Source organism: Arthrobacter sp. K5, assembly GCF_040448525.1.
GTDB lineage: Bacteria > Actinomycetota > Actinomycetes > Actinomycetales > Micrococcaceae > Arthrobacter > Arthrobacter globiformis.
The window spans coordinates 955,716-970,242 of the sequence record NZ_CP159279.1 but is presented as its reverse complement, the minus strand read 5'-3'; the positions used below and the strand labels follow the sequence as shown (position 1 = coordinate 970,242).

Here is a 14,527-nt window from a genome sequence, read left to right as displayed (position 1 = left end):
GACGAGGCTGGCTGTGGTCCCCGTACGCCACAAGCTACGAAGCCTGAACTTTGAATAGGAGACACCCGTGTCAGATGCCCAGCAGATCACCCTCATCGTCGATGGCGAAGAAATGAAGGTGACTACCGGGACCACCGGCGCGGAACTCTTCTTTGAGCGCCGCGACGTCGTTGTGGCCCGTGTCGACGGCGAGCTCAAGGACCTGGACCAGCCCCTTCCCGAGGGTGCCGAGGTTGAGGGCGTCACCATCGATTCCCCCGACGGGCTCAATGTGCTGCGCCACTCCACCGCCCACGTCATGGCCCAGGCCGTGCAGCAGTTGCGCCCGGACGCCAAGCTTGGCATCGGTCCGTACATCACGGACGGGTTCTACTTCGACTTCGACGTCGCCGAGCCCTTCACCCCGGAAGACCTGAAGACCCTGGAAAAGATGATGCTCAAGATCATCAACCAGAACCAGAAGTTCGTCCGCCGCGTCGTCTCCGAGGACGAGGCCCGCGAGGCCATGAAGAACGAGCCCTACAAGCTCGAACTCCTGGGCAAGAAGAACGACGCCGCCGAGGCCGGCGAAGGCGTCAACGTCGAAGTCGGCGCCGGGGACATCACCATCTACGACAACGTCGACCGCAAGAGCGGGGACAGCGTCTGGTGCGACCTGTGCCGCGGGCCCCACCTGCCCAACACCAAGCTCATCTCCAACGCCTTTGCCCTGACCCGGTCCTCGGCCGCGTACTGGCTGGGCAACCAGAACAACCAGCAGCTGCAGCGCATCTACGGCACCGCGTGGCCCACCAAGGATGCCCTGAAGGCGTACCAGGAACGCATCGCCGAGGCCGAGCGCCGCGACCACCGGAAGCTTGGCGCCGAGCTGGACCTGTTCTCCTTCCCTGACGAGCTGGGATCGGGCCTGCCCGTGTTCCACCCCAAGGGCGGCATCATCCGCAAGGCCATGGAGGACTACTCCCGGCAGCGCCACGTGGACGCCGGCTACGAGTTCGTCTACACCCCCCACATCACCAAGGGGCACCTGTACGAGGTCTCCGGCCACCTGGACTGGTACAAGGACGGCATGTTCCCCGCGATGCACATCGACGCGGAACTGAACGAGGACGGCACCGTCCGCAAGCCCGGCCAGGACTACTACCTGAAGCCGATGAACTGCCCCATGCACAACCTCATCTTCCGCTCGCGCGGCCGGTCCTACCGTGAACTGCCGCTGCGGCTCTTCGAATTCGGCTCGGTCTACCGCTACGAAAAGTCCGGCGTGGTCCACGGACTGACCCGCGTGCGGGGCATGACACAGGACGATGCCCACATCTACTGCACCCGAGAGCAGATGAAGGACGAGCTCACCACCACACTGAACTTCGTCCTCGGCCTGCTCAAGGACTACGGCCTGGACGACTTCTACCTCGAGCTGTCCACCAAGAACGAGGACAAGTTCGTCGGCGACGACGCCACCTGGGAGGAAGCCACCCGCACCCTGGCCGAAGTTGCCGAGGCCTCCGGGCTGGAGCTCGTTCCGGACCCGGGCGGAGCTGCGTTCTACGGGCCCAAGATCTCGGTCCAGGCAAAGGATGCCCTGGGCCGCACCTGGCAGATGTCCACGATCCAGCTGGACTTCAACCTGCCTGAGCGCTTCGAACTCGAGTTCCAGGCCGCCGACGGCACCCGCCAGCGTCCCGTCATGATCCACCGGGCCCTGTTCGGCTCGGTGGAGCGGTTCATGGGCGTCCTCACCGAGCACTACGCCGGCGCCTTCCCGGCCTGGCTCGCTCCCGTGCAGGTGGTGGGCATCCCCGTCGCGGAGGCCTTCAACGACTACATGTTCGACGTCGTCGACAAGCTCAAGGCTGCCGGTATCCGCGCCGAGGTGGACATCTCCTCGGACCGATTCCCGAAGAAGATCCGCACGGCCAGCAAGGACAAGATCCCGTTCGTGCTGATTGCCGGCGGTGAGGACGCGGAGGCGGGCGCTGTCTCCTTCCGGTTCCGGGACGGCAGCCAGGACAACGGCGTGCCCGTGGCCGAGGCTGTCCAGCGGATCGTGGACGCCGTCCGCAACCGGACCAGCTAGCCGCGGCGGAGGGGAACACGTGCAGGACAACACAGGGTCGGGCTATCCGGGCGACGCGGAAGTGACGGACGATTTTGGCCTCGCCGGAGTTCCGGATGCCTTCCAGCGGCTGTGGACTCCGCACCGCATGGCCTACATCAAGGGCGGCCAGCACCAGTTCAAGAACGCGGACGACTGCCCGTTCTGCATCGCGCCGGCGCGCACCGATGAGGAGTCGCTCATCGTGTACCGGGGGCGCACGAGCTACGTGGTGCTCAACCTGTTCCCCTACAACCCCGGCCACCTGCTGGTGTGCCCCTACCGCCACGTCCCCGATTACACGGACCTGACGGTGGAGGAGACCGCCGAATTCGCCGACCTGACGCAGACCGCCATGCGCGTGCTGCGGAAGGTGGCCAATCCCGGCGGCTTCAACCTGGGCATGAACCAGGGTGTCGTCGGCGGGGCCGGCATCGCGGGGCACCTGCATCAGCACATCGTTCCGCGCTGGGGCGGGGACGGAAACTTCTTCCCGATCATCGCCCAGACCAAGGCGATCACGCAGACGCTCGACGAGGTCCGCCAGCAGGTTGCCGACGCCTGGCCCGGGGAGACGCATGCTGAATAGGCATGCCCGCGGGTTCTTCACCGCGCTGTTTACCCCGCTTGCACGCTGGCTGTTGAAAATTGGCGTTTCGCCGGACGCCATCACCATTGTGGGGACTGCCGGCGTGGTGGTCGGGGCCCTGGTGTTCTATCCGCTGGGCCAGCTGTTCTGGGGAACCGTCTTCATCACGGCGTTCATCTTTTCCGACGTCATCGACGGCATCATGGCCCGGATGCAGAACCTCGGCGGCCGCTGGGGCAATTTCCTGGACTCCAGCCTGGACCGGCTGGCTGACGGTGCCCTCTTTGCCGGCCTGGCCATCTGGTTTTTCACCGGCGGAGCAGACATACCCATAGCCATTGCCGCCGTCGTCTGCCTGGTTCTTGGCATGGTGGTTTCCTATGTCCGGGCGAAGGCCGAATCCCTCGGTTTCCAGGCGAACGTGGGCATAGCCGAGCGTGCTGAACGGCTGGTTTCGGTCCTGGTGATTACCGGCCTGACCGGTGTTGGGCTGCCGCCCGTGGTGCTGCTGGCGACTCTGGTGCTGCTGGCCGCGGCGAGCCTTGTCACGGTGGTCCAGCGCGTCCTGGCCGTGCGCGTCCAGTCGCTGGAAGACTCCGAACAAACCTGATTAAGCCGGGCTGCCGCGGTGGGACTAGTATTAGGACTGCCCGGTCAATGGATCCGGTAATCCGGTGTGTGCAAAAACGGCATGTCCTTGCCGCCTGCACTGCCGGCGAAGGTCATCTAGCTACCCATAGGGGTTTTTGTGTCTACACCTGATGTAAGCAACGAAGCCGGCTCGTCCGCCAACAGCGTGACGGGCAGCAACCGCGTGAAGCGCGGCATGGCAGAGATGCTCAAGGGCGGCGTCATCATGGACGTCGTCAACGTCGAGCAGGCCCGCATCGCCGAAGATGCCGGTGCTGTTGCCGTTATGGCGCTCGAGCGCGTCCCGGCCGACATCCGCGCCCAGGGCGGCGTGTCCCGCATGTCCGATCCGGACATGATCGACCAGATCATCGACGCTGTGTCCATCCCGGTCATGGCCAAGGCCCGCATCGGGCACTTCGTCGAGGCCCAGGTCCTGCAGTCCCTCGGTGTCGATTACATCGACGAGTCCGAGGTCCTGACCCCGGCCGACTACACGAACCACATCGACAAGTGGAACTTCACCGTTCCCTTCGTCTGCGGTGCCACCAACCTCGGTGAGGCGCTGCGCCGCATCAACGAGGGTGCGGCCATGATCCGTTCCAAGGGCGAGGCCGGCACCGGCGACGTCTCCAACGCCACCACCCACATGCGCCAGATCCGCGCCGAGATCAAGAAGCTTGCCTCGCTGCCCGAGGACGAGCTGTACGTCGCGGCCAAGGAACTGCAGGCCCCGTACGAACTGGTCAAGGAAGTTGCCGCCACCGGCAAGCTCCCGGTGGTGCTGTTCACCGCCGGCGGCATCGCCACCCCGGCCGACGCCGCGATGATGATGCAGCTCGGCGCCGACGGCGTGTTCGTGGGCTCCGGCATCTTCAAGTCCGGCAACCCGGCCCAGCGTGCGGCCGCCGTCGTGAAGGCCACCACCTTCTTCGACGACCCGGACGTCATCGCCAAGGCCTCCCGCGGCCTGGGCGAGGCCATGGTCGGCATCAACGTCGACGAGATCCCGCAGCCGCACCGCCTCGCCGAGCGCGGCTGGTAACAGCTCCAAAGCAGAACGACGCCGGCCGGTCACCTTTTGGTGACCGGCCGGCGTCGTCGTTTTTTGGGTTACTCCAGGCCGCGGCGCTTAAGCAGGGGCTCGAGGGCGGCGTCGCGGCCGCGCAGCGTGCGGAATGACTCGAGCGGGTCCCGGCTGTTGCCGCGGGAGAGAAGTTCGGCGCGGAAACGGTCGCCGTTGGCCCGGCTGAGCCCGCCGTTCTCGGTGAACCAGTCCACGGTCTCGGCGTCCAGCACCTCGCTCCAGATGTAGGAGTAGTAGCCCGCAGCGTAGCCGTCGCCTGCGAAGATGTGCTGGAAGTAGCCCGTCCGGTACCGCGGGGGAATGAGGGGATGTGCCACTCCTGCGGCGGCCAGTGCTTTCGCCTCGAACTCGAGGACGTCCTCCGGAACGCCGTCGGCTTCCAGGACATGCCAGGCCAGATCCAGCAGCGCGGCGCCGAGGTACTCCGCGGTGGCGAACCCCTCGCCCCACAGGCGGGACTCGTTGAGCCGGTCGACGACGTCCTGGGCCAGGGGCTCCCCGGTGGCGTGGTGGCGGGCGTAGTTGGACAGCACCTCCGGCCACATGATCCACATCTCGTTGACCTGGGACGGGTACTCCACAAAGTCCCGCGGCACCGACGTGCCCGAGAACCGCGGGTAGGTGACATTGGAAAACAGGCCGTGCAGTGCGTGGCCGAACTCGTGGAACGCGGTGCGCACCTCATCGAGCGTGAGCAGCGTGGGCTCACCTGCGGGCGGCTTGGAGATGTTCAGGTTGTTGATGACCACCGGCCTGGTGCCCAGGAGCGCCGACTGGTCCACGAGCGAGTTCATCCATGCGCCGCCCCGCTTGGTTTCGCGGGTGTAGTAGTCGCCCAGGAACAGGCCCAGCCCGGTTCCGTCTGCGTCCCGGACCTCCCAGATCCGGACGTCCTCGTGGTAGCCGGCCAGGTCCTTGCGCTCATGGAAGGTGATGCCGAAGAGCGACGTGGCGGCAAAGAACACGCCGTCCGCCAGTACCCGGTCCAGCTCGAAGTACGGCCTGAGCGCCTGCTCGTCCACGGTGTAGCGTTCCCGCCGCACCTTGGCGGAGTAGTAGGCCCAGTCCCAGGCCTCCAGCGGGTGGCCGGCGCTCTCGGCCAGGGCGGCCGCCTCCGCGTCCGCGTTCCGCACGGCGGCGGGCGCCAGCCGGTTCAGCATGGTCCGCACGGCGCCGAAGTCCGGGGCCGTCTGCCGGTCCACCACGAGTTCGGCATAGTCGGCGAAGCCCAGCAGGGCGGCCTTTTCGGCGCGGAGCCGGACCATGGATTTCACGAGGTCGAGGACGTCGAGGTCTCCGCCGGAGCTGCCGCGGGCCACGGACGCCTCAAAGAGCCGCCGGCGCACGTCCCTGTTGTCCAGTGACGCCAGGGCGGGCTGGTTGCTGGGCTGGATGAGCGTCAGGAGGAACTTGCCCTCATGTCCGGCAACGCGGGCTGCTTCCGCGGCACTGGCGACCTCGTCCCCGGGAAGGCCGGCGAGGTCATCGGCGCTGTCCAGCAGCAGGGCGGCGGACTTCATCGCTTCCTTGACGCGCTGGCCGAATTCCGTGCCCAGCCGGGACAGCTCGGCGTTCAGGGAACGGAGCCGGTCCTGGCCGGCGTCGTCCAGCTGAACGCCTGACTGGCGGAACTCTTTGAGGTACTCCTCGACAAGCCTGGCCGATTCGGCGTCCAGGCCCCCGGTATCCACGGCGTCGAACCGCTCATAGAGCGCCCGGTTAAGATAGACGGCGTCCTGATGGGCGGCGAAGCGGGGCGACAGTTCGGTTTCGAGCTTCCTGATTGCCTCGGAGGCGTCGGCGGAAGCCAGCGTGAAGAACGAGGCGGCGGCGCGATCCAGCAGGCGGCCGGACCTTTCCATGGCCAGTGCGGTGTTCTCGAACGTGGCCGGCTCGGGGTTGTCCACGATGGCCTGGATCTCGGCCAGGTGTTCGGCGAGCCCGGCGTCAACCGCCTCGGCATAGTGGGCGTCGTCGATGTCGGCAAACGGCGGCAGTCCGAAGGGCAGGGCGCTGGGGGACAAGAGGGGATTGGTCATGAAGCAACCCTTTCATGCAGCTCTGCGGCGCACAATGTTTTGGCGGGCTCTGCGGACCGGATGCCTGCCGGCGGCACGCCCCGGACTTAGGCTGGGGTCATGGGGAACAAGAACGTGTCCGGCCGTGTGCGACCGATGGCCGCCGCCGCACTGCTGATGGTTGCGCTGACGTCCTGCGGCGTGATCGCCGAGCAGGCCCAGCCACAATCCGGCGGCCAGCCTTCGAGTGCGGCCGGCCAGCCGTCCGCCCCGGCGGCGCAGCCGGGCGCCGGTGACACTGCAGGCCAAACGCCGACGGCGGCCCCCACCCCGAGCGCCGAAACGACGCCCACGCCGGGTGCCGGCCCCGCGTGCAAGGCGGTCCGCTGCACGTCCGTCCTGGTCACCGGTGACATGCTGGTCCACACCCAGCTGTGGCAGCAGGCCCACGAGGACGCTGTGGCCGGCGGCGTCAAGGGACTCGACTTCGGTCCGCTGCTGGAAGGCCAGCGGCGCTACATCGAACAGAGCGACCTCGCCATTTGCCACCAGGAAACGCCGGTGGCCCTGCCCGGTGGCCCCTTCTCCGCGTATCCTTCCTTCAACGTCCCGCCGCAGATCGCCGCTGCCGCCAAGGCGGTCGGCTACCGGGCCTGCACCACGGCCAGCAACCACACCGTCGACCAAGGCACTGAGGGCCTCGCCCGGACACTGGATGTGCTGGATGCCGCAGGGCTGGAGCACACCGGCTCCTACCGGACGCAGGCCGAGTCCCGGGGCATCCTCATCCTGCAGACGGACGCCGCCCGGATAGCGGTCATTGCAGGCACCTACGGACTCAACGGGCAGGTCCCGGAACAGCCGTGGCAGGTGGACATGCTCGACGCCCCCGCCATGATCGCCAAAGCCAAGGCGGCCAGGGAGCAGGGCGCGGACATCGTGCTGGCCGCCATGCACGCGGGGGACGAATACTCCAGCGCCCCCAACGCCCAGCAGCTGGAGGTGGCACACGCGTTGGCGGACAGCGGGGAGTTCACCATGATCTATGGACACCACACGCATTCGGTCCTCCCCATGGAAAAGTACAAGGGGACCTGGATTGCCTACGGGCTGGGCAACGGCGTGACGGAACTGTCGCCCACGTACGTCGTCAACAACGAGGGCCTGCTGCTCCGGGCCCAGTTCAGCCAGGACAGTACCGGCACATGGACTGCAGCCGACGTCGCCTGGGCGCCGTCAGTCATCGTCAGCGGCCCCTACCGCTGGTGCTCCGTGGCCGCGGACGCCCCGCAGGGCGTCTGCACCAGTCCCGCGGCCGACGCCGACACCCGGCTGCGGACCGAACAGGTGGTGGAGTCCATGGGTGCGGCGCAGGCCGGAGCCCACGAGCTGCTGGTCACCAAGGAGCGGTGATCTGGTCCGTTCGCTTCTAGCGCGGCCGGCGGGCCGCGTGCTCGCGGGCCAGGACGGCGTAGCGGTCATCCGGTTCGCCGGGAGTGAAGGTTCCGTACTTGCGTTCGACGGCGGTCCGGATCAGGAAGTCGGCGATCGCCGGGTTCTTGGGCAGCAGGGAACCATGCAGGTAGCTGGCCACGATATTGCGGTACCGGGCGCCCTCCTGGCCGTCGCTGCTGTTGTTGCCAGTGCCCTTCGCCACCGTCCCCAACGGTGCAACGCCGGGGCCAAGTGTGGTCTGGCCGCTGTGGTTTTCGTACCCCAGCACCTCGCCGAATTCGGCGGTGGTGACCTTGACGTTGCCGATCAGCCGCTCATCCGTGCCGTGGGTCTCCACGTCCAGAACACCAATGCCGGGAATGACCGGGCCCGAGCGGGTCTTGAAGAAGCGGCCGAACAGCTGGTAAAGCCCACAGATGAGCAGCATGGGGGTGCCGTCCTCGGCCATCCCCTTGAGGAGGCTGGCCCGTGACTGGAGGTCGTCCTGGATGACGAGCTGGCCGCTGTCCTGCCCGCCGCCGCCCAGGATGATGTCCACGCCCTCCGGGAACTCGTCGCCCACGTTGTACTCGAGCAGTTCCGGCGTGTAACCGTGCCATTTGAGGCGCTGCTGCAGCACCAGGGCATTGCCCCAGTCGCCGTAGATGTTCATCTCCCGCGGGTACAGCTGCAGGACCCGGATGGTCCCCTTTGACGCGCTGGTACCGGTGCCTGAATCGGGGGTCAAGAGACCACCTCCACTGTGGTGATTTTGGACAGCTCACGGCGGATGGCGAGCATCGCGGTGTAGGTGCAGAAGACCCGCTTCGGCTTGCCTTTGCCCTTGCGGATGAAGTCGGCCAGGGCGGCCGGGATGTCAGTGCCCACCGCCCCGATCTGCACTTCGTCGTACTGGAGGCGCAGGGCCATGTCATACGCGCGGGAGCCGGTGACCTGGTCCACGCCTTCCGCGCGCAGGGAGTCAAAATCAACGTCCCACAGCCAGGACATGTCGCGGCCGTCGGCGTAGTTGTCGTTGATGGCAATCATGGTGGCGTAGCCGCCCGAGGGGAACGACTTGAGGCCCAGCCGGAAGCCGCTCGGGTTCTTGACCAGGACCAGATCCAGCGGGAGCCCGTCCACCGTGAGGCTTTCGCCGCGCCCGAACGCCGGGGCCACCTCGGACAGGGCCTTCAGCAGGGTGCTGTGGTCCGCCGTGGCGGCGCCGCTGCCACAGATGCTGCGGGCCAGGGCCAGCGCAGCCGCGGCGTTGAAGATGTTGTAGACGCCGCGGAGCTTCATCCCGGTGGTGACAGTGGCGCCGTCGTACTCAAAATCGGCGTCATCGGCACCCACCCGGCGAAGGACGACGTCGGCCTGCGGCCGGTCCGGCACCGCAGGCACGGGGCTGCCCGGCCCGGCCCGGAGTTCATCGTCGCTGGGGAAGGTGCCCAGCAGGGAGTCGTCCAGGCCGAAGTAGAGGACCTCGGGACCATGCAGCGTGTCGGCGATCCGGGCCACCCGCGGGTCCTCGCGGTTTAGCACCACAGTCCCCGTGGTCTTGGAAGCGATGTGCTGCAGGAGCTGGGCGGTCTTGTCGATCTCACCGAAACGGTCCAGCTGGTCGCGGAGGACGTTCAGCAGCAGGCTGTAGCGCGGCGGGACGCGGTTGACGAAGTGCACGGCGTGGGCCTCGTCGAGTTCCAGCACGGCGATATCGGCGTCGAGCCGTCCGCGCCAGTCGACGTCGCCGAGCAGTGCGGCGGCCACGCCCCGGGTGAAGTTGCTTCCGGTGCGGTTGGTGAACACCTTCAGGCCCTGGCTTTCCAGCAGTTCCACCACCATCTTCGTGGTGGTGGTTTTGCCGTTGGTGCCGCTGACCACGGCGACGCCATGGGGGAGGGTGGACAGGGTCCGCTGCATGAAGCCGGGGTCGATTTTTTCGACCACCAGGCCGGGTAGTGCAGAGCCTCCGCCCCTGAGCCGGGAAACCCGGCGAACAAATTTGCCGAGCGGAACGCTGAGGGAAAACATGCTCTGTAATATATCCCAGCAACGGCATGCAATGTGGCGGACGGCCGGCGGCGGGAGCGGCTGCCCGTTGTCGGGACACTATGCTGTTTAGATGACCAATTCCCTTTCCAGCGCCCTTCCGCGCCCGGCCGGCGTGCCCCAAAAGCCCGGCACTGGGCTGCGCATCGGCGTTCTGGCGCTGCAGGGCGACTTCCGTGAGCACCTCCGGGCCGTCGAGACGGCGGGCGCCGCGGGCGTGGGTGTCCGCCGCCCCGCCGAGCTCGAAGGACTCGACGGACTCATCATCCCCGGCGGCGAGTCGACGGCCATCGACAAGCTTGCGCGCGCCTTCGACCTCGCCGGGCCGCTGCGCCAGCGGATCGCCGACGGCCTCCCGGTGTATGGCTCCTGCGCGGGCATGATCCTGCTGGCGCACGATATCGCCGACCCGGCCGCAGACCTCGCCGGCAACCCCCAGCAGACGTTCGGCGGCCTGGACATCACGGTGCGCCGCAACGCCTTCGGCCGGCAGCGCGAGTCCTTCGAGACCGACCTCGACTTCAAGGGCCTGGAGTTCAGCGCCACCGAAGACGGCGTCGCGCCGGTTCACGCGGTGTTCATCCGCGGCCCCTGGGTGGAGCGCGTCGGGCCCGGCGTTGAAGTCCTGGCGCAGGTGGAGCCGGCCGACCAGGAGCACGCCTCCCACGCGGCCGATCTGCAGGGGACAGCTAGAATTGTTGCAGTGCGTTCCGGCCAATTGCTGGCCACCTCCTTCCATCCGGAAGTGACAGGGGAGAAGCGCGTGCATGAACTTTTTATCCGCATGATCAGAGGAGAAGCGTAAAGCATGTCAGGCCACTCCAAATGGGCAACGACCAAGCACAAAAAGGCCATCATTGATAGCCGCCGGGCAAAGTCGTTCGCCAAGCTGATCAAGAACATCGAAGTCGCGGCCCGCATGGGCGGCCCGGACCTCGCGGGAAACCCCGGCCTCGAACTCGCCGTCACCAAGGCCAAGAAGACGTCGGTTCCGAATGACAACATCGACCGCGCCATCAAGCGCGGCGCCGGGCTCACCGGCGAGGTCGTGGACTACACGGAGATCATGTACGAATGCCGCGGCCCGCAGGGCTCCGCGCTGCTGATCGAGTGCCTCACCGACAACAAGAACCGGGCCGCATCCGAGGTCCGGCTGGCCATCTCCCGCAACGGCGGCACCATTGCCGACCCTGGTTCCGTGAGCTACCTCTTCACCCGCAAGGGCGTTGTCACCCTGCCCAAGAACGACCTCACCGAGGACGACGTCCTCATGGCCGTGCTGGATGCCGGCGCCGAGGAAGTCAAGGACAACGGGGACACCTTCGAGATCCACTCGGACCCGAAGGACCTGCAGGCTGTCCGCGATGCGCTCAAGGAAGCCGGGATTGACTACGACACCGACGAGGCCGAGTTCGTGCCCTCCATGGAGGTGCCGCTGGACCTTGACGCCGCCAAGAAGTTCATGAAGCTCGTTGACGCCCTCGAGGACCTCGACGACGTCCAGAACGTCTACAGCAACGCCGACCTCAGCGACGAAGTTCAGGCAGCCCTGGAAGCCGAGTGATATTCCGCGTGGCGGACCGGGGCGGTTGCACGTGACGCTGCGCGTACTGGGAATCGACCCCGGGCTGACCCGCTGCGGCATCGGCGTAGTGGACGTCGAAAAGAACCGCCGGGCCACCATGGTGGCCGTCGGCGTGGTGGGAACGTCCCCCGAGGAAACGCTCGACCAGCGGCTGCTGGTGATCGCCCTCGCCATCGACGACTGGCTCGACCGTTACGAGCCGCACGTGCTCGCGGTGGAGCGGGTCTTCTCGCAGCTCAATGTCAGCACGGTCATGGGCGTTGCCCAGGCCTCCGGCGTCGTGATTGCCGCAGCGGCCCGGCGCGGCATTCCCGTGGCTTTGCACACGCCGTCGGAGGTCAAGGCGGCGGTGACGGGCAGCGGATCTTCGAACAAGGAAGCCGTCACCAAGCTGGTCACCAAGATTCTCCGGCTCGATGCTCCGCCGCGTCCCGCGGACGCGGCGGACGCCCTGGCCCTCGCCATCACGCACGCGTGGCGGGCAGGCAGCGGCGCGAGCGTAGCCACCACTAGTCCCGGCAGCCAGTCACTGACCCCGGCCCAGCGTGCCTGGGCCGAGGCTGAGGCGAAGGCGCGCCGCGCACGCTGAATGTCCCCCGGCCTTGCTAGGGTATTCGTAGATATGTTCGGATAGTCGGTTTTTGCCGGCGCAAGTTCAGGAGCCCCGGCCTTGATTAGTTTTCTCCGCGGAACCGTGGCGCACGTCGGACTGTCCACCGCCGTCATCGACCTTAACGGCGCGGGCATGAGCGTCTACGCCACGCCCCAGACGCTCAGCAAGCTGCGGACCGGCGAGGAGGGGAAGCTTTTCACCTCCCTGATCGTCCGCGAGGACTCGCTGACCCTCTTCGGCTTCGCGAGCGACGACGAGCGGGAAGTTTTCGACGTTCTGCTCAGTGTCAGCGGTGTGGGACCGCGGCTCGCCCTCGCGGTCCTCGCGGTGCACGATCCCGAGGCCATCCGGGTAGCGGCGCACACCGGCGACAGCAAGACGTTCACCAAGGTCCCGGGCATCGGCCCGAAGGTTGCCGGGCGCATCGTGCTGGAACTCGCCGGGAAACTGGTTCCGCACGGCACGGCGGCGCCCGCGGGAGCGCCTGCTGCGTCATCGGAAGGCGTCTGGAAGCCGCAGGTTGTGGCCGCCATGACCAGCCTGGGCTGGTCCGAAAAGGACGCCACGGGCAGCATCGATAAGGCCTTGGCAGACGCGCCGGAACTTGCCGGCGAAGGCAACGTTGCCGAGATCCTGCGCACCACGCTGCGCTGGCTGGGCCAGGACGGCGCCCGGGCGGGCAACAGGGTAGGCAGCCGTGGCTGAGCCGTCCCTGGTCGCCGGGGGAGAAGAGCCGGAGGAGCGGGCCATCGAGGCGGCGCTCCGGCCCAAGAACCTCGACGACTTCGTGGGCCAGCACAGGGTCCGCAAACAGCTCTCCCTCGTGTTGAAGGCATCCCGGATGCGCGGGCGGAGCGCAGACCACGTCCTTTTTTCCGGACCCCCCGGCCTCGGCAAAACCACGCTCGCCATGATTGTCGCGGCCGAGATGAATGCGCCGCTGCGGATCAGCAGCGGCCCGGCCATCCAGCACGCCGGCGACCTCGCCGCCATACTTTCCTCGCTGTCCGAGGGTGAAGTCCTCTTCCTGGACGAAATCCACCGGATGTCCCGTCCGGCCGAGGAAATGCTCTACATGGCCATGGAGGACTTCCGCGTTGACATCGTGGTGGGCAAGGGCGCCGGCGCCACGGCCATTCCGCTGGAGCTGCCGCCCTTCACGCTCGTGGGTGCCACCACGCGTGCCGGACTCCTGCCCGGTCCGCTCCGGGACCGGTTCGGGTTCACGGGCCACCTGGAGTTTTATTCGGTGGAGGAACTGGAGCTGGTGCTGCGCAGGTCCGCCGGCCTCCTGGACCTGAAGGTGAACTCGGCCGGATTCACCGAGATCGCCGGACGGTCACGCGGCACCCCCCGCATCGCCAACCGGCTGCTGCGGCGGGTCCGGGACTGGGCGCTGGTCCACGGGATCGACCAGATTGACGCCCGTTCGGCCTCCGCCGCGCTGGACATGTACGAAGTGGACAAGCGCGGGCTGGACCGGCTGGACCGGTCAGTGCTGGAGGCGCTGATTACCAAATTCGGCGGCGGCCCCGTGGGCCTGTCAACCCTGGCCATCGCCGTGGGGGAGGAACCGGAGACCGTGGAGACGGTCGCCGAGCCGTACCTGGTCCGGGAGGGGCTGCTGGGCAGGACGCCGAGGGGCCGGATCGCCATGGCACCGGCCTGGACCCACCTGGGGCTGGCCGTACCGGCGGGGGTCTTTGGCCAGGAAACCCTGGACCTTTTCGAGGCCGGGCCGGACGACGAAGAAACGTCATCCGAATGGGTTTCCAGCACCCAATAGCAGCGCCTTCCCAGCTTTTCCCTCTAGACTGGAAAGACGCTCGGCACGTCCGGGCTTTGTTTCCGTGTCCCGCTACGGCGGGCCGCCTGCGGCCGGTCTCCCGCGTCTGGGCGGGCAGCGCGGCGCAAAGCGGACGTCGCTGTCAACCAGCTACGCAAGTACAGAACGGAACTTCACTTGTTCGGACATATTAGTGCCCAGGCCCAGCCGCAGGCCGGCGGCGGCATCGACATCATGACCATTCTGCTGTTCGTCATGCTCGGCGTTTTCATCTTCATGATGTTCCGCCGCAACAAGAAGACCCAGCAGCAGCAGGCCAAGCTGCAGTCGGAGTTCGCTCCCGGCATCGAGGTCATGACCAGCTTCGGACTGTTCGGCCGCATCGTGTCGATTGATGAGGCGGAGAACAAGGTTGTCCTGGAGCTCTCGCCCGGCAACCTGGCCACCGTCCACCGCCAGGCGGTGAACAAGATCGTGGAACCCGCCGTCGAAACCCATGCCGTTCCCGACGACGCGTCAGCACTGACGGCCGAGGAACCGCTGGCCCCTGAGGCCAAGGCCGGCACGGCCGACGAGACTCCGGACGAAACCCTCAGGCGCCTCAATGACGAGGGCAAGAAGGACATCTAGTCCGCCGC

General features: G+C 67.0%; 14 protein-coding genes. 11 read left to right on the top strand and 3 right to left on the bottom strand.

Going from position 1 to position 14,527, the window contains the following annotated elements; translation table 11 throughout:
* The first annotated feature begins 67 nt into the window (after positions 1 to 67).
* From thrS to pdxS, 4 genes are all read left to right on the top strand, one after another.
* Positions 68 to 2,077, top strand: a complete 2,010-nt coding sequence (gene thrS / locus ABRP34_RS04220; RefSeq protein ID WP_353712379.1) for a threonine--tRNA ligase — start codon at positions 68 to 70, stop codon at positions 2,075 to 2,077.
* A gap of 19 nt (positions 2,078 to 2,096) precedes the next feature.
* Positions 2,097 to 2,684 (top strand): HIT domain-containing protein, encoded by a 588-nt coding sequence (locus ABRP34_RS04215; protein WP_003800660.1) that lies wholly within the window; start codon positions 2,097 to 2,099, stop codon positions 2,682 to 2,684.
* Entirely contained in the window at positions 2,674 to 3,294 is a 621-nt protein-coding gene (pgsA, locus tag ABRP34_RS04210) for a phosphatidylinositol phosphate synthase (protein ID WP_353712378.1), read from the top strand. Before ABRP34_RS04215 ends, pgsA begins: the two co-directional genes overlap by 11 nt.
* A 138-nt stretch (positions 3,295 to 3,432) precedes the next feature.
* A complete protein-coding gene (pdxS, locus tag ABRP34_RS04205) occupies positions 3,433 to 4,359 on the top strand; it encodes a pyridoxal 5'-phosphate synthase lyase subunit PdxS (RefSeq protein ID WP_353712377.1) in 927 nt (308 codons plus the stop codon).
* A gap of 68 nt (positions 4,360 to 4,427) precedes the next feature.
* Here pdxS and ABRP34_RS04200 read toward each other — a convergent pair whose 3' ends face one another.
* A complete protein-coding gene (locus ABRP34_RS04200) occupies positions 4,428 to 6,440 on the bottom strand; it encodes a M3 family metallopeptidase (protein ID WP_353712376.1) in 2,013 nt (670 codons plus the stop codon).
* 99 nt (positions 6,441 to 6,539) lie between these two features.
* Here ABRP34_RS04200 and ABRP34_RS04195 point away from each other — a divergent pair, with 99 nt between their 5' ends.
* Positions 6,540 to 7,832, top strand: coding sequence for a CapA family protein (locus tag ABRP34_RS04195; RefSeq protein WP_353712375.1), 1,293 nt, complete (start codon positions 6,540 to 6,542; stop codon positions 7,830 to 7,832).
* A gap of 16 nt (positions 7,833 to 7,848) precedes the next feature.
* Here ABRP34_RS04195 and ABRP34_RS04190 read toward each other — a convergent pair whose 3' ends face one another.
* Together ABRP34_RS04190 and ABRP34_RS04185 are read right to left on the bottom strand one after the other, a co-directional pair.
* Positions 7,849 to 8,526, bottom strand: coding sequence for a glutamine amidotransferase (locus ABRP34_RS04190; protein WP_139023287.1), 678 nt, complete (start codon positions 8,524 to 8,526; stop codon positions 7,849 to 7,851).
* Between the two features lie 71 nt (positions 8,527 to 8,597).
* Positions 8,598 to 9,887: a MurT ligase domain-containing protein gene (locus ABRP34_RS04185; RefSeq protein ID WP_353712374.1), complete on the bottom strand. Its 1,290-nt coding sequence runs from the start codon at positions 9,885 to 9,887 to the stop codon at positions 8,598 to 8,600.
* Positions 9,888 to 9,978: 91 nt separating this feature from the next.
* On the opposite strand from ABRP34_RS04185, the gene pdxT reads away from it, so the two are divergent.
* From pdxT to yajC, 6 genes are all read left to right on the top strand, one after another.
* Complete coding sequence (gene pdxT, locus ABRP34_RS04180; protein ID WP_003800673.1) at positions 9,979 to 10,710, top strand: pyridoxal 5'-phosphate synthase glutaminase subunit PdxT; 732 nt, start codon at positions 9,979 to 9,981, stop codon at positions 10,708 to 10,710.
* Positions 10,711 to 10,713: 3 nt separating this feature from the next.
* Positions 10,714 to 11,469 carry a YebC/PmpR family DNA-binding transcriptional regulator gene (locus ABRP34_RS04175; RefSeq protein WP_003800675.1) on the top strand — a complete coding sequence of 252 codons (756 nt, stop codon included), beginning with the start codon at positions 10,714 to 10,716 and terminating at the stop codon, positions 11,467 to 11,469.
* A 31-nt stretch (positions 11,470 to 11,500) separates the two neighbouring features.
* Complete coding sequence (gene ruvC / locus ABRP34_RS04170) at positions 11,501 to 12,079, top strand: crossover junction endodeoxyribonuclease RuvC (protein WP_353712373.1); 579 nt, start codon at positions 11,501 to 11,503, stop codon at positions 12,077 to 12,079.
* Positions 12,080 to 12,160: 81 nt separating this feature from the next.
* Entirely contained in the window at positions 12,161 to 12,808 is a 648-nt protein-coding gene (gene ruvA / locus ABRP34_RS04165; protein ID WP_003800678.1) for a Holliday junction branch migration protein RuvA, read from the top strand.
* Positions 12,801 to 13,889, top strand: coding sequence for a Holliday junction branch migration DNA helicase RuvB (gene ruvB, locus ABRP34_RS04160; RefSeq protein WP_003800680.1), 1,089 nt, complete (start codon positions 12,801 to 12,803; stop codon positions 13,887 to 13,889). Before ruvA ends, ruvB begins: the two co-directional genes overlap by 8 nt.
* A gap of 234 nt (positions 13,890 to 14,123) precedes the next feature.
* Positions 14,124 to 14,519 (top strand): preprotein translocase subunit YajC, encoded by a 396-nt coding sequence (yajC, locus tag ABRP34_RS04155; RefSeq protein WP_353713304.1) that lies wholly within the window; start codon positions 14,124 to 14,126, stop codon positions 14,517 to 14,519.
* Positions 14,520 to 14,527 lie beyond the last annotated feature (8 nt).